Origin of the sequence: Halomonas sp. AOP30-A1-24, assembly GCF_052378165.1 — a bacterium.
GTDB classification, from domain to species: Bacteria; Pseudomonadota; Gammaproteobacteria; order Pseudomonadales; family Halomonadaceae; genus Vreelandella; species Vreelandella citrativorans.
Map to the genome: position 1 here is coordinate 46723 of NZ_JBQSXL010000016.1, position 25011 is coordinate 71733.

The following is a 25011-nucleotide window of genomic DNA, read 5'->3' on the forward strand; positions in this document are numbered from 1 at the left end:
AGCCAACGGGTTATTCACCGTCGTCCATGTCCTGCTCTCGTTGGGCCAGGCGCCATCCGCCCAGGTCTTTATAACGGTTAACCATGGCGCAGAATAACTCCGCCGTGCGTTCGGTATCGTAGCGTGCTGAGTGTGCTGCTTTATTGTCAAATTCGATACCGGCCGCACGGCAGGCTCGGGCCAGTACGGTTTGGCCGTAAACAAGGCCTGCCAGCGTCGCGGTGTCAAAACTTGAGAAAGGGTGGAACGGATTGCGTTTAACGTTGCAGCGATTAGCAGCAGCGTTAAGAAACCCCTGATCAAACGCCGCATTGTGGCCGACTAAAATGGCGCGCGAACATCCGTGGGCTTTTATAGATTTGCGTATAGGGCGGAAAATTTCACCCAGCGCTTCTGTTTCGCTGAGCGCTACCTGGCGGCGTAGTGGGTCATCTAGATTGATACCGGTAAAGTCCAGCGCTGACTGTTCAACATTGGCCCCCTCAAAGGGTTGAATGTGATAAGCGTAGGTCGCATCAGGCAGTAGGTTTCCTTCCGGGTCCATGGTGAGCGTGACGGCTGCAATTTCAAGCACGGCATCACTGTGGGCATTGAAGCCGCCCGTTTCTAAATCAATGACAACCGGCAGATAACTGCGAAAACGTTGGGCCATTAATTCGCGGGCAATTGCCTCGCTCATGCAGCTCTCCTTAGTACAGCGAGTAATCGTCAAAAATGGGCGGTAAGCCGCCTCCTGGATGGTGTGATTCTAGCAGCTTTCTGTATAAGGCGTCGCTGACGGTATTCGCTAGCCATAGAGAACGCTATACTTGGCGTTTACTTTGATACGTTGTGCGCTTAAAGGCGCCGTATTCGCTGGTGAGCGTCGTTTCACACACGTGGTTTTTATAAACGGTTTTATAAACAAGGAGCAAAGAATGTCCGATGTCAAAAAGGTTGTGCTGGCATATTCAGGCGGCCTGGACACCTCTGTAATCGTTAAGTGGTTGCAAGAAACTTACAACTGCGAGGTAGTGACCTTTACTGCCGACATCGGTCAAGGCGAAGAAGTCGAGCCGGCACGCGCGAAGGCACAGGCACTGGGTGTTAAAGAAATTTACATTGAAGATTTGCGCGAAGAGTTTGTACGCGACTATGTCTTCCCCATGTTCCGTGCCAATACCATTTATGAAGGCGAGTATTTGCTGGGCACCTCCATTGCACGCCCGCTAATCGCCAAGCGGTTGATCGAAATCGCCAATGAAACCGGCGCCGACGCTATCTCTCACGGTGCAACCGGTAAAGGTAACGACCAGGTGCGCTTTGAGCTGGGCGGTTACGCACTGAAACCTGGCGTTAAAGTGATTGCGCCGTGGCGCGAGTGGGATCTAACGTCTCGTGAAAAGCTGATGGCTTACTGCGAAGAGCACAATATCCCGGTCGATTTCTCCAGCAAGAAGAAGAAATCGCCGTACTCCATGGACGCCAACCTGCTGCATATCTCCTACGAAGGCGGCATTTTGGAAGATCCGTGGGCCGAAGCTGAGGACGATATGTGGCGTTGGAGCGTATCGCCTGAAGCCGCCCCGGATCAGCCTACGTATGTTGAGTTGACGTTCGAGAAAGGCGATATCGTTGCCATCGACGGCGAAGCGCACAAGCCGCACGAAGTGCTTGAGAAGCTCAATAAAGTAGGTGGTGATAACGGCATTGGCCGTCTGGATATCGTAGAGAACCGTTACGTGGGCATGAAGTCGCGTGGCTGCTACGAAACACCTGGCGGCACCATCATGCTTCGCGCCCACCGTGCCATTGAATCGCTGACACTTGATCGTGAAGAAGCCCACCTCAAAGATCAGCTAATGCCGAAATACGCAGAAGTGATCTACAACGGCTACTGGTGGAGCCCCGAGCGCCGCATGCTGCAAGCCGCTATTGATGAGACGCAGGCAAACGTCTCGGGCGTTGTGCGCATGAAGCTCTATAAAGGTAACGCCACCGTAGTAGGACGTAAGTCCGAGCAGTCGTTGTTCGACGAGTCCATCGCAACGTTTGAAGATGACGCCGGTGCTTACAACCAGAAAGACGCGGAAGGCTTTATCAAGCTGAATGCATTACGTTTACGGATCGCCGCTGGCAAAGGTCGTCAGCAGAGCTAATTCCGATCAAAAGCGGCAGGTTTTCCTGCCGCTTTTTTTCTAACGCGAGGAGCCCGTATGTTTAAAAAGCTCTTTTCAGGACTGTTGGGTGGCGGCAGTAAGTCGGCCACTAAGGCGGTCACCAATGCCGCGGAACCGGTGGAATACAAAGGCTATTCGATCGTTTCTCAGCCCGATCAACAGAGCGGTCAATACCGCGTCAGCGGTTGGATTAGCAAGGCTGACAGCAATGGTGAACCGCGTGAACTTCGCTTTGAGCGTTCCGATATGCTCCCTGGCCGCGATGCTTGCGATGCCATGATGGTGACCAAGGCACAGCGTTTTATTGATGAAGTGGGCGATGAAATGTTTAAGCCTGACCCTCGTCATGCGGGCAGTGAGCCAACAATGACGGATAACCAGCAAACGCCAAGCGCCTAAGGCGCAGGCGTGCCTTTGTTAGGCTCTGCTTCTGGTAGTGTCAACACAAAGCAGGCGCCCTTGAGTATTTGGGCATCCTCTACCCAAAGCCTGCCACCCATGTGAACAGCAATTGCCCGGCTGATGGGTAAGCCTAAACCACTGCCTTTAGGGCGACCACCGGTGGATGTATCGCCCGGCTGTAGCTGGTGGAATTTCTCGAATACATGTTCACGTACGCTTGGCTCAATGCCTGCGCCATTATCTTCGACGCATAAATAAACGTGTTGATTCTGTTTATACAAGCGCAGCAAGACGTGTGGGTCTGCCGGGTCGGCAAATTTGCTCGCGTTATCCAGCAGATTGATAATAATTTGCTCCAGCCGGTCCGGGTCGCCAATAACGTTGGCGGGTCGTTCTAAAATAGTGATTTCAAGGTGGACATTACGTTGCTCTTGTAGTCGCGCAATCGCTTCAAGGCTATGGTCGGTAAGCGCTGCTAGATCCAGCGTTTTTGCATCAAACGTCATACGGCCGCTCTCCAGGCGAGCAAGATCCAGAATTTCATCAATCAGCCGTGAAAGGCGTTGGCTCTCAAGTACCATGACGTGCAAAAAGTGCTGTCGCTTTTCCTCGGGAACGGCCTGAGAACCTGACAGGATTTCTGCAAATGCGCGAATGGAGGTGAGCGGGGTGCGCAGCTCATGACTCACCATCGCTACAAACTCATCCTTTAAACGGTCCAGTTCACGGAGTCGATCATTGGCGCTTTGTAAATCCTTGCCGATTCGCGTCAGCTCATCCGATTTTTGTTTTAAACGACGGTTGTACTCCAGCGTTTGCGTGGTGATGTCCAGCATGCTGAGCAATGACTCAATATCGAGTGCTTCACCGCGAACCACCGAGTTGATCAATACGCGCGCTGACGCATTACCCAGTGAGCCTGCCAAGGCCTGTTCTGCGCGCATGATAAGTTCATCAGCGGCAGGCTGGTCTTTTTGCAATGTGCTAAGGGTTTGGGTGTGCGTTGAAAAAACCTGCTGCGCCGCTTTAAGCCCTAAGTAGCGCACCAATAGCTCATGCAGAGCACCTTGCGTTGTTTGGCCACGTTGAAGCGAAGTGGTGGGCAGGTTGGGGTGCAGCGCCTCGGTAAACAGGGCGGCCTGGGTTTGTTCAAGCGGGGTGGAGCGCGTAAACAGTGAAATGCTCACTAACAGACCTGCGTTGACAAACATGCTCCAGAGAAGGGAGTGCGTATAAATATCCCATCCTTCCAACCCAAAAAGCGCATAGGGCGTCAGCCAGCCAATACCCCAAGGGCCTTCGGTGAGTAGTGCGCTATCCAGCCATCCGGACTGAGCAAACCCAGGCAAGAGCAGGGTGTAACTCCACATGAAGAATCCACCGATTAAGCCATACACTGCCCCCAGCCGGGTGGCGCCACGCCAATAAAGGCCAATTAGCAGGGCCGGTGCGAACTGTGCCGCGCCGACGAAAGATACCAGGCCGATGGTAACTAAACTGTAGGAGTCGCCGATGAGCGCGTGGTAGAGATAGCCGAGTAGCAAGATAAGTACGATGGCGACCCGGCGTATTCTTAAAAGCCACCGGGCAAGCCCGCCTTTACTGTCTGTATGCAGCGCCTTGAAACGTAGCAAGAGCGGCATGATCAGTTGGTTGCTGACCATAGTGGAGAGCGCAATGGTTTCAACAATGACCATGCCCGTTGCCGCAGAAAGCCCGCCAATAAAGACCAGCAGGGGAAGCCCTTCAAGCCCCGCAGAAAGCGGCAGGGTCAGCACAAAGCTGTCTGGGTCTCCCGCATCGAGCAGTAAACCGGCCAGGGCAATAGGGATCACAAATAGGTTGATCAGGAGTAAATACAGGGGGAATAGCCAACTGGCCCTGGCAAGATGGCGCTCATCGATATTTTCAACCACCAGCACCTGGAACTGACGTGGTAGGGTTAGGAACGCCAGAAAGGCAAGGACCAACATGCCTACCCAGCCGGTTGCTCCACCTGGAACGCTTTCCAGGTGCATTAATTGGCTTAAAGCAGGCGTTTGGGCGACCTGAGTAAACAGCGAACCTGGCCCCTCAAACAGGATAAAGACAACAAAAATCCCCACCGCTAGAAAAGCCACCAGTTTGACAATAGACTCCAGCGCAATAGCCGCTACCATGCCTTCATGACGCTCGCTGGCATCTAGGTGGCGTGTGCCGAATAAAATAATAAAAACGGCCAGTACCAAAGCAACCCACAAGGAGCGGTCCATCCAGAAACGCTCGTTATAGAGAATCGACTCAGCGCTTTGTGGGTAGCTAATGAGTACCGCATGGCTCACCGTAATGGCCTTTAGCTGTAGGGCTATATACGGCGTAATGGTAATCAGCGATATGAGCGCCACCAGCGCGCCAAGACTGGCACTTTTGCCATAGCGGGCGCTAATAAAGTCAGCAATGGAGGTGAGCCGTTGGCGTGCAGCAATGCGCACCATTTTGCGGATGATAAAAGGCGATAGCATCATCGCAAGCGTTGGCCCTAAATAGATAAGTAAAAAACTTGGGCCAAACTGCGCCGCGCGCCCGACACTGCCGTAGAACGTCCATGCCGTACAGTAAACGGCAATAGAAAGTGCATACACCGTTGGAGAGTTAATAATCGAACGGCCTTGCACCGCCCGGCGGTCGCCCCAGGCCGCTACTAGAAAAAGCAGGCCTAAATAGCCGAACACCGCACTTAGTATCAGCGCATCCGTTCGCATGATTATCGCCTTTTAGTAGGTTCCATCAGCCACGCGCTCAGGCCAATGATGAACGCCCAACTGCAGAAAAGATAAAGGGGTAGCCAACCGATACCTACCGAGGGCAGGCGATCAATCACTAGAAGCAGTGGCGGACAGAAAAGCATCAGTGCCAGGGTGACTAGTCCAAGCAAGCGTTCTCGGTAGCGTGAATTTGAAGGCATCATGAGGCGCTGGCATCCTCTTTATCAAACGCACTGGCTTGTAAGGCGAGTAGCTGCTCAAGTGTGGTAATTCCGCGTGCTTCCAAACGTGGCAATAGTGCAAGCCAGAGCTCGCCAGTTACGCGAGCATCGCCCAGCGCCGTATGGCGAAGGCCGGGTGGCAGTGTCAAACCATACCGCTTTACCAGGCTGTCCAGGTCATGGCCATCGAGCCCTTCATCAAGCGCACGGGAGATTAATAACGTATCCAGTACGGGCATGTCGAATAGCACACCTTTCTGACTGATCGCGAGCATATCAAACGAAGCGTTATGGGCGAGCAGGACAGCTTCTCCAATATAATCACGAAAGTGTGGTAGCACCTGTTCCAGGCGCGGGGCTTCGTTAACGTCGCTATCTGTGATGCCATGAATCGCGGTACTGGCGGCAGGAATCGGCTTGTGTGGATTAACGTAGTGATCAAACACATCGCTGGCTAATAAGCGCCCATTCACAATACGACAGGCGCCGAGGCTAATCACCGTATCGCCTCTGCGCAGCTCAAGCCCGGTTGTTTCGGTATCAAAAATCACCAGTTCCAGGCTACGCAGAGCGCAATTAGCGAGCGTGGTATCGGGAGAGGGCAAGTCTGCGATACCAAAATCATGAAATTCTGGCCGAGGTGGCGCAGAGCGCGGAGCCGCATTTTGCGCCACGCCAAGAAGTGGTAGCCGCAAGCGTGCGTGCTGGCCGTCGGTGTCTTGCGTGCTCCAGGCATCGCTTGCGTGCTGGCGCAATACATCCGCCGCACTTGGGCTCAAGGGGAGCGTGTTCAGGGGGTGCATCAGCCACTTGGTAAGCTCGCTCTCGGGTATCGGTTTGCCCTTCCATACAAGGTCGAGGTAGGTGTGTTTAGGGCTAAGCGACACTTCGCCTTCAAATACACTACCTGTGATGTAATCACTCAGGTGTTTAACCAGCGATCCAAAAAGAGCCATCAATGCAGGGGCATCGCCTTTAAACCAGACTGGCATTCCAATGGGGGTGATCAGGCGGTGGGCAGGGTCCAGATAATCATCCAGCATCTGCCAAAAGTCATTGGACCATATTGAGGTAAGCCGCTCACCCTGTTGCTGCATGGCTTCAACAAGTTCACTGACGTTGGCGACTGTTTCACCTAGGGCGCTACTCTCTTCACGCACTACTTGCTCCAGCCGCTGAGCAAGCGAGCCACTTTCATGCGCTGATTGACGCAGTTGGCTGAGTGCATCCGTCGCGGTTACCAGGCTTGCAGTATGTTGGCGCAGAGGTGTGAGCATACGTGCAAGATCGGCCCGCTCACCCCGTTCACTGGCCCAGGCCGCCGTGGCATCGCTGCAGGTTATCAGTGTTTCACCTTGGCTTTCAGGCACCCGACGGATAATGACTTTTAACCAGCGCTGATCACACGGCACCAAAAGCTCACGCGGAGTGCCATTAGCGGGCAGTTGCTCAAGGAGTTGTTGCAAACTTGCAAGCGGCAATAGGGCTTCCAGACGCTTACCCAAGCCCAGGCCTTGCGTATTCACAAAAAAGCGCTCAGCCGCTTGGTTGAACAGCATTAAACGGCGGTGCTTATCGTAAAGCAGAAGCGGCGTTTCCAGCACCTGTAGCAGCGCCTCAAGCGCTTTACGAATACGGGTTGCGCTTTGGGCGCCCTCGGCACGGGCCTTATGCAATGAATGACGGTCCGAGTGCCAGCTCTCTTGCACACGGCGTAGATCAGGTGCTAGGCCCTTCAGCCAGCCTTGCGGGGGCCAGGTGTCTTCGGTATCAGGGTTGGCGGCCAGTCGGGCAAGCTGTGCTTGCAGACTGCGTAGCGGCGTAAAAAGCAGACGTTCAAGCAGCAAGCCCACTAAGAAAAGTGTGATGCCGCCTGAAAAGCAACCTGCCCAGAGGATAAGCCGGTAGCCACCACGCACGTTCAACTGGCTTTCCAGCCAAGCAGCAAATAAAGCCCCTCCCAAGAGGCTCAAGCCGCTAAGCAGTAGCCAGGCACCCACCAAACGCTGCCGTTTAGGCAGTGCCTTTGGTGTCATGAGGTTTCCTCACCCAGCAGGGTTTGCACTTTCTCAACCAGCGCCTGTGTTGAAAATGGCTTGGTAATATAGGCGTTAGCGCCCAGCGCAAAGCCCTTTTCACGCTCCGCTTCACGGCCATGGGCGGTGAGCATAATCACCGGCAGCTGTGCCGTAACGGTATGGCTGCGTAGTGCTTCCAATACATCAAACCCGCTAATCCCGGGAAGGCTAATATCCAGTAACACAACATCTGGTTCGTTGGCCGCCACACACTCAAGGGCTTGTTCGCCATCCAGCGCGCTGATGACATCAAACCCTGCCTGCTCCATTAAAAATTCAATCGATAGGACGATGTTCGGTTCATCATCGACCACTAGCACTTTTGTCATGGAGCCCACCGACTGGTTGTTGTTTAAAAACGTTTATCTCACTCACTACGAGTGTAGGTAGCGATGCAAGGCAGGCCAAGACGACCTTGGCCGAATAGAAAGCGAGTGCGGGTACCAGTTTACAACTTTAGGGTGAATAATCGGTGTTCAAGAGATTTAGACATAGACGTAATCAAGAAGCCGTACCAACATATAAACAGAAACACCTAACCTATACGTGCCTTGGTTTTAATAATAAAGAACAATCTTGCCAAAGGAGCCGCGCATATGAGTGCTGTTATCTTGCTGTTAATCGGACTTGGGGCAATGGCGTTAGGATACGTGTTGTATTCTAAATTTATTGCTCAAAAGATCTATCAGTTAGACCCCGATTTCAAAACCCCTGCCCATGAATTTGAGGATGGCATCGACTATGTGCCGACCAACCGTTTTGTGCTCTGGGGGCATCACTTTACCTCAGTAGCGGGAGCGGCACCCATAGTAGGCCCTGCCATTGCGGTGATATGGGGCTGGGCACCTGCTTTTTTATGGGTGGTGTTCGGCACCATCTTTTTTGCCGGTGTACACGATTTTGGCGCTATATGGGCCAGCGTACGCAATAAGGCCAAATCGGTAGGCGCCTTAACGGGCGATGTAGTCGGCAAACGGGCACGCAGCATTTTTATGATCGTTATTTTCCTTGTGCTGCTTATGGTTAATGCCGTGTTTGCTGTGGTGATTGCCGGATTAATGATGAACTTTCCTAGTGCAGTGGTACCGGTTTGGGGGGCGATTTTTGTGGCACTGATCATTGGCCAACTGATCTACCGGCGGATACTGAGCCTAGCTGTGGTATCAGTATTAGGCGTCATCGCTCTTTATGCGCTGATTGGTATTGGCCCGATGGTGCCTGTTCAAATGCCTGCTGAAGTCGCTGGACTGTCGGGTAACGCTATCTGGATTGTGATTTTGTTTGGCTATGCAGCCATTGCTTCGCTATTGCCCGTATGGATGCTGCTGCAGCCACGAGACTATATCAATGGTTTACAGCTATTTATCGGTCTGCTGATTCTTTATGGAGCGCTGGTGCTGCTTAACCCAACGCTGGTCGCGCCTGCCTTTAACAACAATGTACCTGCCGGCACGCCTTCGATGATTCCGCTGCTTTTTGTAACGATTGCCTGTGGGGCAATATCGGGTTTCCACGGGCTGGTATCTTCAGGTACAACGTCCAAACAGCTTAATAAAGAAACCGATGCGCGGTTCGTGGGCTACTTTGGGGCGGTAGGCGAGGGGATGCTAGCACTAGCGGCTATTTTGGCCGCGACGGCAGGGTTTGCGACATTTGGCGATTGGCAGGCCATGTACAGCGCCTTTGGCCAGGGCGGCGTTAACGCCTTTGTGGAAGGGGGCGCATTTATTATTCATAACGGTATTGGGCTGCCTGAGGCTACTGCCGCGACGCTGCTTACGGTCATGGCCGCGCTTTTTGCAGGTACCACCATGGATACTGGCTTACGCTTGCAGCGTTATATTTTCCAGGAGTGGGGTGATATTTATAACCAGCCGTGGATGAAAAAACCGGCACTTGCGACAGGGCTGGCGGTGGGAACCTGCCTGTTGTTGGCATTCGGGGCAGGTGGTGCGGATGGTTCTGGCGGTTTGATTATCTGGCCGCTTTTTGGCACCACCAACCAGCTGCTTGCCGGGTTAACGCTGCTGATTATTACCGTCATGCTGGTACGTCTGCGGCGGCCCATGTGGTACACCCTGGCGCCCCTGTGCTTTTTGCTGGTAATGACCATATTGGCATTACTCATTCAGCTTCGCACTTTCTGGGACCAAGGCAACATGTTCCTGCTGGTGATGGATATTGTGGTGCTGATGGCGGCCATTCTCGTCGCGATGGAGTGTGCCGCGGCGCTTAAACGCTCGCGTGCCGAAATGGCAGCCCAAGGTGACTAAATAAAGAGGGCATCTAATGCGCGATGACTCGACTAAAAAGCTGTTATCCAAGCGCGATACGTTGCGGGCCTGGCTAGGCCAGGCCCGCTTTTTTACCGAAGAGGTCTATAGCGCGCGCTATCGTGGGGCGATTGCGCGGGCGCGCCGTGATGAAGATGACCTGTTCATGCTGCTGGTTTTTTCAGAAATGATGGGTGTACCCAACCCCGCCGCCTATTACACACTGGAATTGCAGCCGCTGCTGCTTGAACGTTTTCATGACTGGCATACGCGAATGGGCATGGAGCATTCGCCGCTGGACCATTTTCGCTGTTGCTAGCCCCCTAAATAAGCCCATGGACAGGTGTAACCTATGCAATCAGTTCTCAACCGCCGCCTGCTGTGGGTAGGCGGTAAAGGCGGCGTGGGTAAAACAACCGTCGCGGCCTCTTTGGCAATTCTTGCGGCCAGACGCAACAAGCGCGTGCTGGTGGTTTCAACTGACCCCGCCCATAGCCTGGGCGATGTGTTTGATCAAACGTTAGGCGATACGCCGCGTCGCTTGCTGCCTAATCTGGATGCCATGGAGATTGATCCTGATAGTGAGGTTGAGGCGCATTTAAATAGAGTTACCCAGCAAATGCGCCGCTTCGCCGCACCTGAAATGATGCAGGAGCTAGAGCGGCAAATGCGCCTGACGCGTCAATCCCCTGGCACTCAGGAAGCTGCCCTGCTTGAGCGGCTGGCGCGGCTGATTCTGGATGACGATGCGCCTTATGACTTGGTGATTATCGATACGGCGCCCACTGGACATACGCTGCGCCTTTTAACCCTGCCCGAAGCCATGGCGGCCTGGACGGATGGACTGCTGGCACATAATCGCAAATCGTCTGAATTGAGCGGTGTGCTTAAGCATCTCACTCCATCACGTGGGCAGGATGTGGCTACTCCCTTTGATAACCCCACAGAAGATGCGCTTTCCGGTCTGGATGAGCGTACCCGCGAGGTGGCGGAAACGCTAATCAACCGTCGGCGGCTGTTTCACCAGGCACGGCGTCGTATAGAGGATGCCAAGGCGTGCAGCTTTTTATTCGTCATGACGCCGGAGCGACTGCCTATCCTTGAGACACAGCGAGCCGTCAGCGCCTTGGAAGAGGTTAATATTAACGTGGCGGGCGTACTGGTTAACCGGGTGATACCTAAAGAAGCGGACGGTGCCTTTTTGCAGGCACGACGCGCGCAGGAGGCCACCTATCTCGAACGCATTGATACGCTGTTCAAGCATCTTCCTCGACCCACGCTACCGTGGTTAGCGACCGATGTACAAGGGATCGACGTGTTAGAATCGCTGGCTGATAAGCTGGAGCACCAGGGTTTTTAATAGCGAGTTTTTTAATACCAGGTTTTAAGACAAGGGTTTTAATGCGCGTTCTACTACTCTCGGCGTACGAAGCGGTAAGCCACCGTTACTGGGCAGACAGTTTAATGGCTAATCTTTCCGAAGTGGCGTGGCAAACGTTGAGTTTACCGCCGCGTCACTTTGCCTGGCGAATTCGCGGTAACCCGCTTAGCTGGTGGCTAAAAGAGCATGACACACTTAGCCAATCCTATGATGTCGTGTTGGCAACGTCGATGGTGGATTTGGCGACGCTTCTGGGGCTTTTTCCTCATTTGGGCCGGGCCAGGAAAATTGTCTATTTTCACGAAAACCAGTTTGCCTATCCGGAATCGAGTGACCAGATGCCTCAGGTAGAGGCAAAAATGGTGAATCTCTATGCAGCGCTTGCCGCCGATACCGTTGTTTTTAACACCGCCTATAACCGCGACTCGTTTTTTACCGGCGTGCGGGCATTCTTAAAGAAAATGCCCGAAAACCTGCCCGCGGCCAAGCCGCTTGAGGCATTACGCTCACGTGCTCGCGTACTGCCCGTACCGATTTCACCGCTGGCCGAAACGCATACTGATGGTCGGGTTTCACGGCGTATTGTGTGGAACCATCGCTGGGAGTATGACAAAAATCCGGATGACTTTTTCAATACGTTAATAGCGCTAAGCGAGAAGGGCATTGAGTTTGAGTTAGCCGTATTGGGTCAGCGTTTTCGGCAAACACCGCCTATTTTTGATATCGCCCAGGAGAAACTAGCTGCGCATAATGTGGCTTGGGGCCCGCAGTCGGAACCGCAATACCGCGAGCTGTTGGCGACCGCCGGGATTGTAGTCTCGACGACCTGGCATGAGTTTCAGGGCTTGGCCATTATGGAAGCTGCCCAGCGCGGAGCATTACCGCTAGTGCCCGATAGGCTGTGTTTTCCTGAGCTATATCCAGATGCTTACCGTTATGATGGTACGCCAGACGGCCTTTATAAGCGTTTGCATGCGTGGCTTAGCACACCCGATTCACGGCCTGGGGAGATAAACACGCAGGCCTGGGAATGGCCCGCCTGGCGCGATGCGTACCGCGCACTATTACAGCCAGGCTTATCGCTACCACGCTAGTCCAGGGAATCTAGCCGTCGGGTTGGCCAGTGAACGACAGCCGTATGGCGGCGCATTTTTTGGGCAAGGTGCGGATGCTCCCGCCGAATGACGTGCTCGGCGAACTCGGATAAAAAACGCGACTTCAGCATCGCCCGGGCACGATCCACGCCGCTATGCTGATACGGTGTTGAGGCAAGCAGCATAAAACCATCATCGGGGATCTTGCCAGCCTGCATATTGGCTTCAATAATCGTGGCGGCCGTACCAATCGGTTCAGCCAGGTCGGGCCCGTAAGGCCCAATAATCAGTGCTGTATTAGGCAAGTGCAAAAAGTCGAACCCACGCCCAATACAAATTGCCCACTCACGATGCTCGATATCCAGTTCGCGTTCAACGCCCTGAAGATCATTGACATGCGCCAAGTTACCTTTCAATAAAGGCAGTAAATCCCGGCGTATGTCCGCAGGCATATCAGGGAAAATAGCCTGTAGATGCGCGGTGAGCGCTTCTATAGGCTGCCCAATCCATTCGCGCACATCCAATACTGCGTCGTCCTGACCGTGAAGGATGAGAGCGTCGCTATCCGTTTCAAAGCCACACACTAACGGGTACACCTGCTGATGGTCTTCACCAAATAGCTGACCAGCCTGGTGGGCAATCGTATGCGCGTGTGCTTTGGCGGCTTGGGTGTCGCAAGCGAATCCGGCGCATCCTCGCGCCGGGTTGCCCTCGGAAAAGTGGTAAGTAATCAATAAAAGCGTGGCTCGCCCCGCGTTGGTGGCTTCAATAACGGTGTCGGTAAGTAGCTCACCCAAATATGGCCAACCCAAATCGAAAATCCCGCCAAGGTTACGAAATGGGGTAATAATGCCGAGCGGTGTGCGGGTGGCGTGTGGGATATGAATACGCCCATCCATACATTTCATAACCACAATCGACGTAGGGTGTTGCGCCAGGTAGCGTTGGCGTGAAAGCCAGGCGCCTGCACTGCCAAAGTGGTCAGCGTGCTGACGGGAGAGCGCAAATAACGCGTCAATACGCTGCTCAATGGGTTGGTCATGTAGCAAAGTGGCAGGCATCGGCATAGGAGTCTCCTGTTAACGTAAGCTAGGCGAGTTCGATTTTGTCGGGGTACTCGCACAGGTCTTCTATAATACAGCTTCCGCAACGAGGTTTGCGCGCAATGCAGGTGTATCGACCGTGGAGAATCAACCAGTGGTGAGCATCCTGCTTAAACTCCCTGGGCACATGGCGTATTAACTTCTGCTCGACTTCAACGACATTTTTGCCTTTGGCGATGCCGGTACGGTTCGATACACGAAAGATATGCGTATCGACGGCAATGGTTGGCTGCCCGAACGCCGTATTCAGAATTACATTGGCGGTTTTACGCCCAACCCCTGGCAGTGCTTCTAACGCACTACGCGTGTCGGGCACGACGCCGCCGTGCTGGTTGACCAGAATATGGCAGGTCTTCATCAAGTTCTCTGCTTTGGTGTTATACAGGCCGATGGTCTTGATATGCGCTTTAAGCTGATCAATCCCCAAGTCAATAATAGCCTGGGGCGTATTGGCAACGGGGTAGAGCCGTGCGGTGGCTTTATTGACGCCGACATCGGTGGCTTGTGCGGAAAGTAAAACCGCCGCAAGCAGCTCAAAGGGGGTAGTCCAGTTGAGCTCTGTTGTCGGGTGCGGGTCTGCTGCTTGAAGGCGAGCAAAAATTTCATGACGCTTTTGGGCATTCATAGCGTGTCTCTACGGTTACTTGATGATGCCGGTGACCCGGACGCGGCGCTCTGTTCGTGGGGTGGCCGCTGAAGGCAAGGCACGTGCGGCGCGTCGCTGGTCTATCACGTTTTTTAGCGCGATCAGCATCCCGGCCACAAAAAATGCGCCAGGCGGCAGCACGAAAAACAGAAATTGATAGTCGTCTACCAGGGTGAGTTGCCAATTGGCCGCGATAGGACCAAGCAGTAGCGCCATATCACTAAATAGCGTGCCTTGGCCCAATAGCTCACGCAGCCCGCCAAGCAGTACTAAAACGCTACCGAAACCAATGCCCATCATCAGGCCGTCAAGCGCTGCAAGTCCTACCGGTTGGCGGGAGGCGAACGCATCGGCACGCCCTAAAATGGCGCAGTTGGTGACAATGAGCGGAATAAAAATACCCAGCAGTTGATAGAGCGGGTAGGCATAGGCGGCCATCAGTAGCTCAGCACAGGTCACAAACGCTGCGATGATCATGACAAAGGCTGGAAGCCGAACGGCATTCGGTACCTGGTGACGCACCAGTGATACGGCGGTGCTGGCACCTACCATGACAAACAGGGTGGCGATGGCTAACCCTAGCGAGTTAACCACGGTGGTGCTGACGGCCAGTAGTGGACACAGCCCCAGCAACTGTACTAATGCCGGATTATTGGTCCAAAGCCCGTCACGGGTCAGCGTTTGCCATTGGCTCATCGAATCGGCTCCTCAATGTTACCCGGTAGCTGCGTATTGGCGGCGTACTGTAAAGCGTTATGAACGGCCTCAATAACCGCGCGAGGAGTAATGGTTGCGCCGGTAAAACCATCAAACTGGCCACCCTCTTTTTTAACGGCCCAGGCACTTGGTGGCAGTTCATTAAGACTTAATCCGTTAAAGCGGGTAATCCAGTCGCTGCGCTGGCGCTCAATCTTGTCACCGAGGCCTGGGGTCTCCTGATGGTAGGTCACGCGCACACCGCTAATACGCTGCTGCTCATCTATCCCTACCAGTAAATCAATTTCTCCACTGTAACCCTGGCGCGTAATCACTGGCAGAACAGTAACGCAGTGATCCCCACGGCTGATTTGCCAGCCTGTCACTGGCGTTCGGTGGCCCAGAGCGGCGGCATTGGGTAAGTTGAAGGCATTGTTTAGCACTTGATCCGCCGGTGTATCAGCTAATGCTTGAGGCAGTACCGCTTGCAGCTGGCGGAGCTGGTAGGTTTGCTGATGCTGGGTAATACGTTCAGAGGTCAAGGCCCGGGTAACCGCGACGCTGCCTGCCGTAACGAGCGCGAAGATACCCAGCGTTAAAGCGCCACGCCGCATGGCGATAATGGACGTCATCGTAATGCTCCTGGCGCGCCTTTTGAGTGGCCTTGAGGGCGGGGCACGGTGTACAGGTCAATCAATGGGACGCACAGGTTCATCAACAAAACGGCAAAAGCCACCGCATCCGGATAGCCCCCCAGGTTGCGAATCACCATGATCAGCACCCCCATGCCTATGCCGTACAGCAATTTTCCGCGCTGGCTGGTCGCCGCGGATACCGGGTCGGTGGCAATAAAGAAAGCCCCAAACAGCGCCGCACCGGTTAGCAGGTGAAAAAGAGGCGATGCAAAACGGTTAGGATCAAGTAGATGAAACAGCGTTGCCAGCGCTACCAGGCTACCTAACAGGGCGATGGGGATGTGCCAACTAATAATCCGTTTAAACAGCAGCAGTACCCCGCCCGCAAGCCAGGCCAGGCTGATGCTGTACCAGGCAGCAAGCGTTTGTTCGGGTAGCGGCGCGCTTAACCAGAACTGCTCGGCAGAGAGCCCTTCGGCTGTATGTTTGAACGCATCCAATGGCGTTGCACCGCTAAGCGCATCAAGCTGTGACGTAGGCAGTGTCCCAAGAATTTGCGCCCAAAGCGTATCGATAATGAGTGGCTGAGGCGGCGCCCACAGCGTCATGTACGTAGGGAAGGAGACCAGCAATAGTGCATAGCCCACCATGGCCGGATTAAACGGATTATGCCCGAGGCCGCCATACAGCTGCTTGGCAATTACTACCGCGGCTATCATGCCGACCCCAATTAGCCACCAAGGGCTTGCCGGAGGGAGCGAGGCACCCAGCAGTACGCCAGTAAGTAGGGCGCTGGTATCCGTTAAGGCTGGCGCGATGGGGCGGCTGCGAAGGTGCAGCATGCCCGCCTCTAAAAGGACGCCTATAATGGCCGCCAAGGCAATATTGCTGAGTACGCCCAACCCAAAGTAATACGTCATGGCCAACACGCCAGGCAGTGTGGCGACCACCACCCAGCGCATTAATAACGCCGTTGCTGGTGTTGTTGACTTGGCAGAGGAGGCGCTTACTTGTGATGCGTGAAACATACTCATGGGGTGTCCTCCGCGGTAGGTGCTTTAGCACTTTCACGCGCTTGCGCCAGCTGCAAATCGGCGGCCTTAAGATTTTCCTGGGCGGTCGCCAGCAGCGTTTCCAGGTCTTCATGGGAGTGCTGAGGCTCTTGCTGGGCTGCCCGTGCGAGCACTTTTTCGGCTTTTCTAACCGCTGCCTTGGCCGCCGTTTGGGCAATACGCAGGCTGCGCAAGTCGGCTGGAGGCGCGTTGGTGCTCTCGTTACTGGCGTTGCCGTCGGTGGGCTTGTTGTGCGCTAGCCGGGCCTGGCGGCGTGCCTGTTTTTCTGTCTCTTCTCGGGCCAGGCGTGCCTGGCGAAACTCGAAGCGATGCTTGGCATGTTCGGCCTTGGCTGCTTCAATTTGTTGGTAGCGAAGGCGACGTTTGGCGTCGCGGTAATCATCGACCAGCGAAATATGGCTAGGGCAAACATAGCTACAGGCGCCACATTCGATGCAGTCAAACAGGTGATGGCTCGTTAGCTTGTCGTCGTCCTGGGCGCGGGCGTACCAGTGCAACTGCTGAGGAAGCAGCTGGGCGGGACATACGCTTTCACACGCACCGCAGCGGATACAAGGGGATTCCCTCGACGCAGACGGCAGTTCGTCAGGCGTTGCCGCAATCAGGCAGTTAGTCGTTTTGATCACGGGCGCTGTGAGCGACTCAAGCGAGCTGCCCATCATCGGGCCGCCCTGAACAACGCGACCAAGCTTGGCATCAAGGCCTGCATGAACCAGCAGGTTCTCAATGGATGTTCCTAAGCGCACCCAGTAGTTGCCCGGTTGGTTAATCGCTTCTCCGGTAAGCGTCACCACGCGCTCAACCAGCGGTTGGCCATCACGCACTGCATGAAGTGCTGCCAGTAGCGTGCCGGGGTTGTGGCAAAGCACCCCAACATCTGCCGGTAGGCCTTGGCTGGGTACTGTTCGGTTCAACAGCTTTTTAATTAACTGTCGCTCGTTACCACTTGGATAACGAGTAGGGATAACGGCCAGCGTCACGCGGGCTGGCTGGCTGTCTGGAAGGACATGCTCCAAGGCGGTAATGGCCTCGGGCTTATTATCTTCAATCCCGATGATGATCTGCTGGGCACCGCATAAGGCAGCGATGAGCTGTGCGCCTTCCAGCACGTCGCCTGGATAATTCCGTAATGTGAGGTCATCGGCCGTAATGTAAGGCTCGCATTCGGCGGCGTTAATCACCAGCGTGTCGATAGCATGGCGCTCAATCACGCGAGCCTTGATATGGGTCGGGAAACCGGCACCACCTAACCCGACCACACCGCTGTCATCCAGCCGCGTAAGCAGCGTAGGCGCATCCGTCTTGCGCCAATCAAGCGGGGGGAGATATTGCCAGGTATCCTGGCCATCGCTGTCTAAGTGAATAACGTCGCTATCTACTTGGCTAACCGTGCCACTCACTGTCGCGTGGATATCTGCGGATATCAAACCATCGCGCTTGGCGATCAGGCTGCCAACGCGAACATGATCGCCCCGGGCCACACAGGGGGTGGCGGGGCGGCCGCTATGCTGGCACAGCGGAAGGATGACCTGCGACGGTAACGGGGCACGTCGCAACGGTGATTGCGTTGAACGGTCCTTTCGCTCCGGTGGGTAGATGCCGCCTGGGAAATCAAATGGGTGTGCCATCTGGCCCCCTTGTTGCTGGTGTACGGTCGCTTGCAATGACGCCAGTGGGTAAAACAACGGGCTGCCACTGGCCAAGCGGCGTGCTCCGGGGCAGCATGTCGATACAGTCTACCGGGCATGGGTCAACGCATAAGTCACAGCCTGTGCACTCATCTTCAATCACGGTGTGCATCTGTTTGGCCGCGCCAATAATGGCATCCACTGGGCACGCCTGAATGCACTTGGTGCAGCCAATGCACTCGGCCTCGCGGATATACGCCACGTTGGCTTCGCTGAGCGCCTCGCCATCAAGTGGCTCGGGTTCACGGCCGAGTAGGTCTGCCAAGGCATGAATGGTTGCCTCGCCACCGGGCGGGCACTTGTTGAGTGCGTCGCCCTCATTAATCGCTTCGGCGTAAGGGCGGCAACCTGGGTAGCCGCATTGGCCGCACTGAGTTTGGGGCAGCAGCGCATCAATTTGCTCAACAAGAGGGTGCTCGTCCCCCTTAAAACGTTCACTAACCGCCCCCAGTAGGGCGCCAAAACCGATGCCAAGCCCCGTCAAGATGCCAATTGAACTGACAATCCCCCAGAGAGAAAAACCATCACTCATGGTAGAAAATTACCCTTGAGTTAAACCAGAAAAACCAAGAAAGGCGAGCGACATAAGGCTGGCAGTGACCATGGCAATAGCGGCCCCTTTGAAAGGCCTGGGGACATCCGCGCCAGCCAAGCGCTCGCGCATGGCGGCAAACAGGACCAATACCAGCGAGAAGCCGAGCGCTGCCCCCAGCCCATAGAGTGTGGTATGAAAAAAGCCAAGCTCACGGTTGAGCGAGAGCAGAGCAACACCCAGTACGGCACAGTTGGTCGTAATCAGGGGCAGAAAGATGCCCAGCACTTGATGTAGCAACGGGCTTAAATGGCGCACCATGATTTCGGTGAATTGCACGACGGCGGCGATCACCACTATAAAGCTGATAGTGCGCAGGTAAGTAACATCCAAAGGCACCAACAAGCCATAATAAACGACGTAGCTTGCTGCAGAGGCGAGGGTTAATACGAACGTCGTTGCCAGTGACATTCCCATGGCGGACTCCAGTTTGTTGGAAACCCCCATAAACGGACAGAGCCCCAAAAACTGTACCAAGACAAAATTATTGACCAGCGCGGTGCTGACCAAAATGATGAATAACTCACTCATAGTGACGTATCGTGACTGACAGCTGAAAAATCAGCGTTAGGCGGTGTGAATATCTGGACCTGATGGCGCCCTGCCGCTTTAGCACTATACAGCGCTTGATCGGCAGTGCTCATCATGACTAATGAGCATAGTGCGAGCAAGAGCACACCACTCAACGCTACTAAAAATTGAAAACGCAGTGATTGAGAGAAGTGCCGACGCATAATCAGGCCTAAACGGAGAGTCTTATAACAGGTTTATTAAGCAATCCACGTAAGAAGGGGGTAGAGCTTGGTCGTCTCTACCCCCGGAAGTGCTTGAAGGTCGGCTACATTACACGTTGGCCGGGTTCGGCACCAGCATCAGGTGAAAGCAGATAAATGCCGTCTTTATTGGCAGAGGCGAGCACCATGCCTTCGGAAAGGCCAAAACGCATTTTACGCGGCGCAAGGTTGGCTGCCATGACGGTAAGACGTCCCTCAAGCGCCTCAGGCGCATAGGCGCTGCGAATGCCGGAGAAAACGTTGCGGGTTTCACCGCCTAAATCCAGCGTTAATTGCAGCAGCTTGTCCGCGCCCTCTACGTACTGTGCCTTGGTGATCCGGGCAATGCGCAGGTCTACCTTGGCAAAGTCGTCAAAGCTAATTTCGGCGGCAATGGGGTCATCTGCTAGAGGCCCTTTGGGAGCTTCTTTAAGCTTTTGCTCTTCCACCAGATCCTCCTTGGAGGCTTCAATCATGGCGTCAATTTTGTCACGCTCTACGCGGGTCATAAGAGGTTTGAATTTCTCCACCTCATGATTAACCAGCACATTATGACGGCTTTCCCAGTTAAGTGAATCAAGCTTCAAGAAGGCTTGTGCCTGAGCGGCCATGGTGGGCACCACGGGGGCCAAGTACACCATCAGCTGGCGGAAGAGGTTGATGCCGACTGAACAAATCTCGAGCACTTCTTTGTCACGGCCATCTTGCTTAGCGAGCGCCCAAGGCTCTTTCTCAGCAATATAGGTATTGGCTTCATCCGCCAGCTCCATGATTTTACGCATGGCACGGCTAAATTCGCGTGCTTCAAAATCATCGGCAATGTCATCGCCCGCGGCAATAAATCGGGCGACCATCTGCGGTTCGGCGCAGTGCGCTGAAAGGGTGCCGCCACCTAACTTTTTAACGAACCCGGCGCAGCGGCTGGCAATGTTAACCACTTTACCCACGAGGTCTGAATTAACCCGCGCGGCAAAATCATCCAGGTTGAGGTCCAGGTCATCCACTTTGGACGTCAGCTTGGCCGCGAAGTAATAGCGCAAATACTCGGGATTCAAGTAATCTGCATAGGTCGAAGCCTTGATAAAGGTGCCGCGCGACTTCGACATTTTGGCACCATCTACGGTCAAAAAGCCGTGGCAATTTACCGCGGTGGGCGTGCGTAAATCAGCGCCATGCAGCATGGCTGGCCAGAAAAGTGCGTGGAAATAGACAATGTCTTTCCCAATAAAGTGATAGACCTCGGCGTTGGAGTCTTTATTCCAGTAGCTATCGAAATCAATGCCGTCACGGTCACACAAATTCTTGAAGCTGGCTAAGTAACCGATAGGGGCATCAAGCCATACATAAAAGTATTTGCCCGGCGCGTCGGGGATTTCAAACCCGAAATAGGGCGCATCACGGGAGATATCCCATTCGTTAAAGCCTGATTCAAACCACTCCATCAGCTTGTTACGAATCTGTGGCTGTACGTGGCCATCGTTGATCCAGCGCTGCAGGAACTCGGCAAAGTCCGGCAATTTAAAGAAGTAATGGGTTGAAGAGCGTACTTCCGGGATTGCGCCGGAAATGGCGGATACCGGGTTGATCAAGTCAGCGGGGGTGTAAGTGGCACCACACTTTTCGCAATTATCACCGTACTGGTCGTCGGTGCCGCATTTCGGGCAGGTGCCTTTGATGAAACGGTCCGCCAGGAACAGGCCTTTTTGCGGGTCGTACATCTGCTCTATATCGCGGGTGGCGATATGGCCTTTATCACGCAGACGCTTATAGATAACCTCACTGAGGTGCCGGTTCTCTTCCGAATGCGTGGAATGGTAGTTGTCAAAGTCAACGTTGAAGCGAGCGAAGTCTTCCTGGTGATCGCGTGAGACGCGGTCAATCAAGGCTTCAGGCGTAATACCTTCCTGCTCGGCACGCAGCATGATGGCCGTACCATGAGCGTCGTCGGCGCAAACGTAGTAGCACTGCTGGCCACGGCTTTTCTGAAAACGTACCCAGATATCGGTTTGGATATATTCAAGTAAGTGACCGAGGTGGATCGCTCCGTTAGCGTAGGGGAGCGCGCTGGTCACCAGAATATTGCGCGTGGCAGAGTTAGACATGGTGAATGATAATTCCGGTTAGACGATAACAATAAAACGGCGAAGTTAGCCGGCAGATGGCCGGTAACAAGGTACGATGCAGGCGTTTAAATTGACGTTAAAGCGCGTGCAGTCTTGATGTCGGGTGGTTAGTAAAGTGCTTGCTCTTCTTGCACGACCTCTTTTAAAAGCTCTAAAAACAGTTTGTCAGCCTCTGAATGCTCGGCAGGATCTTCCGGAATGTGGACACTGGTAGTGCCAGATATCTCATTGGCGATTCGCGCCATTACAGCCGGGCTGCTGCCTTCGCTTAATTGCTGACGCGCGATTACCAGCGACTGACCAAGAATGTCAGGATCTTGAAGCAGTTTGCGTATGAAACCGCGCAGTTCATTAATAATACGTGTTTTTTGAATTTCTGATGCAGACATAAGAGTCTCCTTAACGCGGCGCTTGAGCTGATTATCAAGCGAAGCCAGTCCATGCATTGACCATAGCATTTTTAGTGCAGCGAGTATGGCTTGTCTACGTTTAGACCGGTGATTTAGCCTACTACGTTAACGTTAAACGGCCTGCTTTGTGTTTTACCGGATTGGCATACTGAGCCAGCCAGTAAGGACGCAGATTCTCCGGCACCGCCGCCATTCGCGCCTGGAAGCGTTCGCGGTCCTGGCGAGTGATGGTTTTACGGGCAACTAACTCCGGCGCTTCACCGAGTGCTTCCAGGGCTAAATAGTGGCTTGGGAAGAGGCGGTAACCACCGATAACCTGACGATCAATCTCTGCGGCTACTTCATCGGGAGTCGCCATATCGGCGCCTACCGGGGAGCCAAAACGCAGCTGTACTCTGCCTTTATCACCGGTAATGCCAGCAACGATAGAGCGAATATCTTCAAATTCACTTTTAGCATAGCTACCTTCTGTTGCCACGTCGTGTAGCTCCTGCGCTTTTTGCACGTCGCAAGGGTCATATTCATAGCTAATCGAGACAGGCACCAGCTTGAGTTCGGCTACCGCTTCACCAAACATCATGTCTCGCTCGGCATTACGCTTGGCCATGGTCAGCATCTTGATAATAGCGGGGTCGGTGCGGTCAATGCCGTTTTTGGCGCGGCCTTCACGCTGAGCCATCCAGATGGAGTGCTGGTCATCGGTAATTGAGTAACGAATATAAGCAGAAAGCTGTTGGTACGCTGCCAGCATCGCACGCTTTCCGCGCGCACTTCTGGGGACGATAAAGCTTTTATTGAGCCGCATTAGATCGGTGACATAGGGCTTTTTAAGCAGGTTGTCGCCAATGGCAATGCGCACCGTATCGCGGCCCGCCTGGTAGAGTGCATAGTTAACGAACGCGGGGTCGAGCGAAATATCCCGGTGGTTACCAATAAACAGATAAGCACTATTTGGGTCGAGCTTGTCCAAGCCTGCCACTTCAAACGCGTCGGTGGTGGTGCGGATCATGCGATCCATGTAGCTTGCGATGCGCATTTGAAAATCACGCACCGTTGCCACACCTTTTACTTCACGCTGTATCGCGTGGCTTGCAAGCGTTCGGGCAAGCGGTGGAACCCAGCGCGCCATGCGGGGAAGGCGAAAACGAGTAAGCGCATCAAGAAGCTCGCTATCGCGGGCCAGGTGCGCGAGAACATCGGCCACTTCGTTGTCTGTATAAGGGCGTATATCCGCCCATGGGTCAGCGGCGTTCAGTGCGTTGGGTGCGTCGTTGTGATGAGTCATGCGATCCGTTGGATGATAAACAATAAAGAACAATTCATAGCAGCGCGATCAACCCTTTAGTTACCTAACGGGGCAGCAGGTTCCTGCTTGTTTTCACCACCCAGCCACTCTATCAGACGAACAACGTCATTGGATAACGCTTGGGCCATCAAAATAAAGTCGGTTTCAAGCCGGGCCAGAGCGTCATCGCCGTCGTCAGCATGGTCGGCCTCTTCAATCAAGGCATCACCAAAACGCAACGATTTCAGAGCCAGGTCATCATGCAGAACGAAGCTTAATCGGCCTTCAAGGCTCATGGCGAGCTTGCTTGCCTGGCGTCCGCTCTCAAGTAGCTGCTGTATCTCATCGCTATCCAGGTCAACCTGGCGAGCGCGGAGAACGCCATCGTCGCCTTTGGCTTTAAGTTCCACCTGGTCACCCAGCTGTAAATCTGCCGGGCGACTTGCAGGGTCGCCAAGCCATGTTGTCATCGCACGAATAGGCAGTATTTGGGATGACAAGGGCGTTGCCTTGAGGCTGCCTAAGGTTTCTCGTAACAGGTCTAGCAAGTCTTCAGCACGGGTACGAGAGCTGGCATTGATGCCGATCAAGTGGCGTCGTGTGTCCCACCAAAGGTCAATTTTTTGGCTGCGTACAAAGGCACGAGGCAGAAGCGCTTCCGTCACCTGCTCTTTAAGCGCGGTTTTCTCTTTGCGCGTCACCTTGCGACCTTCGCGCGCTTCTATATCAGCGACCTGCTCGTCGACTTCCTCTTTGACAACAGAGGCAGGTAGCAGGCGTTCTTGACGCAGTACGGATAACAGTCGGTGGCCCTGGATTTCATGTAGCAGTTGACCGCCGCCAAGGCGGCCTGCTGGTGCTGTCCAGCCTAGTCGGCGAGCATCCGCATTGCCGAGCGGTTTGGCCGCATGTGCTTGCAATGCGTCGGCAAGTGTTGAACTGTCGAGCTCAGGGGCGCCATGTAGGCGATATAAATGCAGGTGCTTAAACCACATGTCACCAGTCCTATCCAAAAGGTGGCACATTATGTCGAAAGCGGGGCGTTCCTGCCAGCATCTTGCCGCTTAGGTATAAGTTGTATGTGTTTTAAACCTGTGTTTGATTGAGGTGGTGGCTAATGAGCCTGTTGGCTTGCGCTTGTGTTTATTAAAAGGAGTTGTTATGTCGGTATTACCTTCTCGCGTTCAGCTGCGTGTACGTGGCTACCACTTGGACGGCTACGGGCATGTCAATAATGCACGCTATCTTGAGTTTATGGAGGAGGGGCGCTGGGCGTTTTTTGATGAGCACCCAGCGATGATTAGCGAGCTCCATCAGGCGGGGCGGGCATTTGTGGTGGTGAACCTTAATATTGACTACCGCGCCGCCGCCGTTCAGGGCGATGACCTGACTGTTCTGACGGGTATCGTCGAGGTAGGTGAGCGCCGTGCGCTGTGTCATCACCGCATCTATCGCAGCGATGGTGTATTAGTTGCACAGGCCGATCTTACGTTTGTTCTTCTCGATATGCGGGCGAATAAAGCCTCGGTGATTGAAAATGAGCTTGCCGAGCGGCTGAATGCATTACTACTTACCAAAGAGCAGTTTACGCCTTAATAATCAAGGGGAGTGTCCTGGCTGCCCTTGGTGCGGATG

The 25011-nt window shown here is 54.1% G+C and carries 24 protein-coding genes; 7 read left to right on the plus strand and 17 right to left on the minus strand.

The window, feature by feature from the left end:
- Positions 1-10 precede the first annotated feature (10 nt).
- Entirely contained in the window at positions 11-679 is a 669-nt protein-coding gene (rnt, locus tag ACT3TJ_RS10655) for a ribonuclease T (protein ID WP_193054355.1), read from the minus strand.
- A gap of 238 nt (positions 680-917) precedes the next feature.
- On the opposite strand from rnt, the gene ACT3TJ_RS10660 reads away from it, so the two are divergent.
- Together ACT3TJ_RS10660 and ACT3TJ_RS10665 are read left to right on the plus strand one after the other, a co-directional pair.
- Positions 918-2138: an argininosuccinate synthase gene (locus tag ACT3TJ_RS10660; protein WP_444622015.1), complete on the plus strand. Its 1221-nt coding sequence runs from the start codon at positions 918-920 to the stop codon at positions 2136-2138.
- Positions 2139-2195: 57 nt separating this feature from the next.
- Complete coding sequence (locus tag ACT3TJ_RS10665) at positions 2196-2558, plus strand: HlyU family transcriptional regulator (protein WP_193054353.1); 363 nt, start codon at positions 2196-2198, stop codon at positions 2556-2558.
- On the opposite strand, the gene ACT3TJ_RS10670 is transcribed toward ACT3TJ_RS10665, so the two are convergent.
- The 4 genes from ACT3TJ_RS10670 to ACT3TJ_RS10685 are packed head-to-tail and all read right to left on the minus strand — an operon-like array spanning position 2555 to position 7933.
- On the minus strand, positions 2555-5302 hold the full coding sequence (locus ACT3TJ_RS10670) for an ATP-binding protein (protein WP_444665726.1): 2748 nt from the start codon (positions 5300-5302) through the stop codon (positions 2555-2557). The genes ACT3TJ_RS10665 and ACT3TJ_RS10670 overlap by 4 nt on opposite strands.
- Positions 5303-5304: 2 nt before the next feature.
- Entirely contained in the window at positions 5305-5508 is a 204-nt protein-coding gene (locus tag ACT3TJ_RS10675; protein ID WP_172116526.1) for a hypothetical protein, read from the minus strand.
- A complete protein-coding gene (locus ACT3TJ_RS10680; RefSeq protein WP_444639688.1) occupies positions 5505-7562 on the minus strand; it encodes an exonuclease domain-containing protein in 2058 nt (685 codons plus the stop codon). The genes ACT3TJ_RS10675 and ACT3TJ_RS10680 overlap by 4 nt, the downstream gene beginning before the upstream one ends.
- Positions 7559-7933: a response regulator transcription factor gene (locus tag ACT3TJ_RS10685; RefSeq protein ID WP_444665728.1), complete on the minus strand. Its 375-nt coding sequence runs from the start codon at positions 7931-7933 to the stop codon at positions 7559-7561. The genes ACT3TJ_RS10680 and ACT3TJ_RS10685 overlap by 4 nt, the downstream gene beginning before the upstream one ends.
- Positions 7934-8200: 267 nt before the next feature.
- On the opposite strand from ACT3TJ_RS10685, the gene ACT3TJ_RS10690 reads away from it, so the two are divergent.
- The 4 genes from ACT3TJ_RS10690 to ACT3TJ_RS10705 are packed head-to-tail and all read left to right on the plus strand — an operon-like array spanning position 8201 to position 12352.
- Positions 8201-9877 carry a carbon starvation CstA family protein gene (locus tag ACT3TJ_RS10690; protein WP_444665730.1) on the plus strand — a complete coding sequence of 559 codons (1677 nt, stop codon included), beginning with the start codon at positions 8201-8203 and terminating at the stop codon, positions 9875-9877.
- 16 nt (positions 9878-9893) lie between these two features.
- Positions 9894-10196: a cory-CC-star protein gene (locus ACT3TJ_RS10695; RefSeq protein ID WP_192526501.1), complete on the plus strand. Its 303-nt coding sequence runs from the start codon at positions 9894-9896 to the stop codon at positions 10194-10196.
- 33 nt (positions 10197-10229) lie between these two features.
- Positions 10230-11237 carry an ArsA family ATPase gene (locus tag ACT3TJ_RS10700; protein ID WP_444665732.1) on the plus strand — a complete coding sequence of 336 codons (1008 nt, stop codon included), beginning with the start codon at positions 10230-10232 and terminating at the stop codon, positions 11235-11237.
- A 41-nt stretch (positions 11238-11278) separates the two neighbouring features.
- Positions 11279-12352 (plus strand): tRNA-queuosine alpha-mannosyltransferase domain-containing protein, encoded by a 1074-nt coding sequence (locus ACT3TJ_RS10705; protein ID WP_444639690.1) that lies wholly within the window; start codon positions 11279-11281, stop codon positions 12350-12352.
- Here the strand turns inward: ACT3TJ_RS10705 and ACT3TJ_RS10710 are convergent.
- The 12 genes from ACT3TJ_RS10710 to ACT3TJ_RS10765 all read right to left on the minus strand — a co-directional run bounded on the left by ACT3TJ_RS10710 (position 12349) and on the right by ACT3TJ_RS10765 (position 24371).
- The gene (locus ACT3TJ_RS10710) at positions 12349-13419 is read right to left on the minus strand and encodes a hypothetical protein (protein ID WP_444622012.1); all 1071 of its coding nucleotides are present in this window, start codon (positions 13417-13419) and stop codon (positions 12349-12351) included. The genes ACT3TJ_RS10705 and ACT3TJ_RS10710 overlap by 4 nt on opposite strands.
- Positions 13420-13441: 22 nt before the next feature.
- Entirely contained in the window at positions 13442-14080 is a 639-nt protein-coding gene (gene nth / locus ACT3TJ_RS10715; RefSeq protein ID WP_192526505.1) for an endonuclease III, read from the minus strand.
- A gap of 15 nt (positions 14081-14095) precedes the next feature.
- Entirely contained in the window at positions 14096-14797 is a 702-nt protein-coding gene (locus tag ACT3TJ_RS10720) for an electron transport complex subunit E (RefSeq protein ID WP_444622011.1), read from the minus strand.
- Positions 14794-15429 (minus strand): electron transport complex subunit RsxG, encoded by a 636-nt coding sequence (gene rsxG, locus ACT3TJ_RS10725; RefSeq protein ID WP_444622010.1) that lies wholly within the window; start codon positions 15427-15429, stop codon positions 14794-14796. Before rsxG ends, ACT3TJ_RS10720 begins: the two co-directional genes overlap by 4 nt.
- Positions 15426-16466 (minus strand): RnfABCDGE type electron transport complex subunit D, encoded by a 1041-nt coding sequence (locus ACT3TJ_RS10730; RefSeq protein WP_444665734.1) that lies wholly within the window; start codon positions 16464-16466, stop codon positions 15426-15428. The genes rsxG and ACT3TJ_RS10730 overlap by 4 nt, the downstream gene beginning before the upstream one ends.
- Positions 16463-18133, minus strand: coding sequence for an electron transport complex subunit RsxC (gene rsxC / locus ACT3TJ_RS10735; protein WP_444622008.1), 1671 nt, complete (start codon positions 18131-18133; stop codon positions 16463-16465). Before rsxC ends, ACT3TJ_RS10730 begins: the two co-directional genes overlap by 4 nt.
- Entirely contained in the window at positions 18117-18725 is a 609-nt protein-coding gene (gene rsxB, locus ACT3TJ_RS10740) for an electron transport complex subunit RsxB (protein ID WP_444622007.1), read from the minus strand. The genes rsxC and rsxB overlap by 17 nt, the downstream gene beginning before the upstream one ends.
- 9 nt (positions 18726-18734) lie before the next feature.
- Complete coding sequence (rsxA, locus tag ACT3TJ_RS10745) at positions 18735-19316, minus strand: electron transport complex subunit RsxA (RefSeq protein ID WP_444622006.1); 582 nt, start codon at positions 19314-19316, stop codon at positions 18735-18737.
- A 307-nt stretch (positions 19317-19623) separates the two neighbouring features.
- Positions 19624-21660, minus strand: coding sequence for a methionine--tRNA ligase (gene metG, locus ACT3TJ_RS10750; protein WP_444622005.1), 2037 nt, complete (start codon positions 21658-21660; stop codon positions 19624-19626).
- A gap of 128 nt (positions 21661-21788) precedes the next feature.
- Positions 21789-22070, minus strand: coding sequence for a hypothetical protein (locus tag ACT3TJ_RS10755; protein WP_087105533.1), 282 nt, complete (start codon positions 22068-22070; stop codon positions 21789-21791).
- 121 nt (positions 22071-22191) lie between these two features.
- A complete protein-coding gene (locus tag ACT3TJ_RS10760) occupies positions 22192-23376 on the minus strand; it encodes a 1-acyl-sn-glycerol-3-phosphate acyltransferase (RefSeq protein ID WP_444622004.1) in 1185 nt (394 codons plus the stop codon).
- 56 nt (positions 23377-23432) lie between these two features.
- Entirely contained in the window at positions 23433-24371 is a 939-nt protein-coding gene (locus ACT3TJ_RS10765; RefSeq protein ID WP_444622003.1) for a recombination-associated protein RdgC, read from the minus strand.
- Positions 24372-24537: 166 nt separating this feature from the next.
- Here ACT3TJ_RS10765 and ACT3TJ_RS10770 point away from each other — a divergent pair, with 166 nt between their 5' ends.
- The gene (locus tag ACT3TJ_RS10770) at positions 24538-24972 is read left to right on the plus strand and encodes an acyl-CoA thioesterase (protein WP_444622002.1); all 435 of its coding nucleotides are present in this window, start codon (positions 24538-24540) and stop codon (positions 24970-24972) included.
- Positions 24973-25011 lie beyond the last annotated feature (39 nt).

Bases quoted from the DNA above. Each gene is read 5' to 3' on its own strand.
- ACT3TJ_RS10770 (WP_444622002.1), top strand. From the start codon at position 24,538: ATGTCGGTATTACCTTCTCGCGTTCAGCTGCGTGTACGTGGCTACCAC.
- ACT3TJ_RS10720 (WP_444622011.1), bottom strand. From the start codon at position 14,797: ATGAGCCAATGGCAAACGCTGACCCGTGACGGGCTTTGGACCAATAAT.
- ACT3TJ_RS10685 (WP_444665728.1), bottom strand. From the start codon at position 7,933: ATGACAAAAGTGCTAGTGGTCGATGATGAACCGAACATCGTCCTATCG.
- ACT3TJ_RS10760 (WP_444622004.1), bottom strand. From the start codon at position 23,376: ATGACTCATCACAACGACGCACCCAACGCACTGAACGCCGCTGACCCA.
- ACT3TJ_RS10680 (WP_444639688.1), bottom strand. From the start codon at position 7,562: ATGACACCAAAGGCACTGCCTAAACGGCAGCGTTTGGTGGGTGCCTGG.
- ACT3TJ_RS10670 (WP_444665726.1), bottom strand. From the start codon at position 5,302: ATGCGAACGGATGCGCTGATACTAAGTGCGGTGTTCGGCTATTTAGGC.
- ACT3TJ_RS10695 (WP_192526501.1), top strand. From the start codon at position 9,894: ATGCGCGATGACTCGACTAAAAAGCTGTTATCCAAGCGCGATACGTTG.
- nth (WP_192526505.1), bottom strand. From the start codon at position 14,080: ATGAATGCCCAAAAGCGTCATGAAATTTTTGCTCGCCTTCAAGCAGCA.
- rsxC (WP_444622008.1), bottom strand. From the start codon at position 18,133: ATGGCACACCCATTTGATTTCCCAGGCGGCATCTACCCACCGGAGCGA.
- rsxG (WP_444622010.1), bottom strand. From the start codon at position 15,429: ATGACGTCCATTATCGCCATGCGGCGTGGCGCTTTAACGCTGGGTATC.
- ACT3TJ_RS10675 (WP_172116526.1), bottom strand. From the start codon at position 5,508: ATGATGCCTTCAAATTCACGCTACCGAGAACGCTTGCTTGGACTAGTC.
- ACT3TJ_RS10700 (WP_444665732.1), top strand. From the start codon at position 10,230: ATGCAATCAGTTCTCAACCGCCGCCTGCTGTGGGTAGGCGGTAAAGGC.
- ACT3TJ_RS10755 (WP_087105533.1), bottom strand. From the start codon at position 22,070: ATGTCTGCATCAGAAATTCAAAAAACACGTATTATTAATGAACTGCGC.
- rsxA (WP_444622006.1), bottom strand. From the start codon at position 19,316: ATGAGTGAGTTATTCATCATTTTGGTCAGCACCGCGCTGGTCAATAAT.
- metG (WP_444622005.1), bottom strand. From the start codon at position 21,660: ATGTCTAACTCTGCCACGCGCAATATTCTGGTGACCAGCGCGCTCCCC.
- ACT3TJ_RS10660 (WP_444622015.1), top strand. From the start codon at position 918: ATGTCCGATGTCAAAAAGGTTGTGCTGGCATATTCAGGCGGCCTGGAC.
- rnt (WP_193054355.1), bottom strand. From the start codon at position 679: ATGAGCGAGGCAATTGCCCGCGAATTAATGGCCCAACGTTTTCGCAGT.
- ACT3TJ_RS10730 (WP_444665734.1), bottom strand. From the start codon at position 16,466: ATGAGTATGTTTCACGCATCACAAGTAAGCGCCTCCTCTGCCAAGTCA.
- ACT3TJ_RS10710 (WP_444622012.1), bottom strand. From the start codon at position 13,419: ATGCCGATGCCTGCCACTTTGCTACATGACCAACCCATTGAGCAGCGT.
- ACT3TJ_RS10765 (WP_444622003.1), bottom strand. From the start codon at position 24,371: ATGTGGTTTAAGCACCTGCATTTATATCGCCTACATGGCGCCCCTGAG.
- ACT3TJ_RS10690 (WP_444665730.1), top strand. From the start codon at position 8,201: ATGAGTGCTGTTATCTTGCTGTTAATCGGACTTGGGGCAATGGCGTTA.
- ACT3TJ_RS10665 (WP_193054353.1), top strand. From the start codon at position 2,196: ATGTTTAAAAAGCTCTTTTCAGGACTGTTGGGTGGCGGCAGTAAGTCG.
- ACT3TJ_RS10705 (WP_444639690.1), top strand. From the start codon at position 11,279: ATGCGCGTTCTACTACTCTCGGCGTACGAAGCGGTAAGCCACCGTTAC.
- rsxB (WP_444622007.1), bottom strand. From the start codon at position 18,725: ATGAGTGATGGTTTTTCTCTCTGGGGGATTGTCAGTTCAATTGGCATC.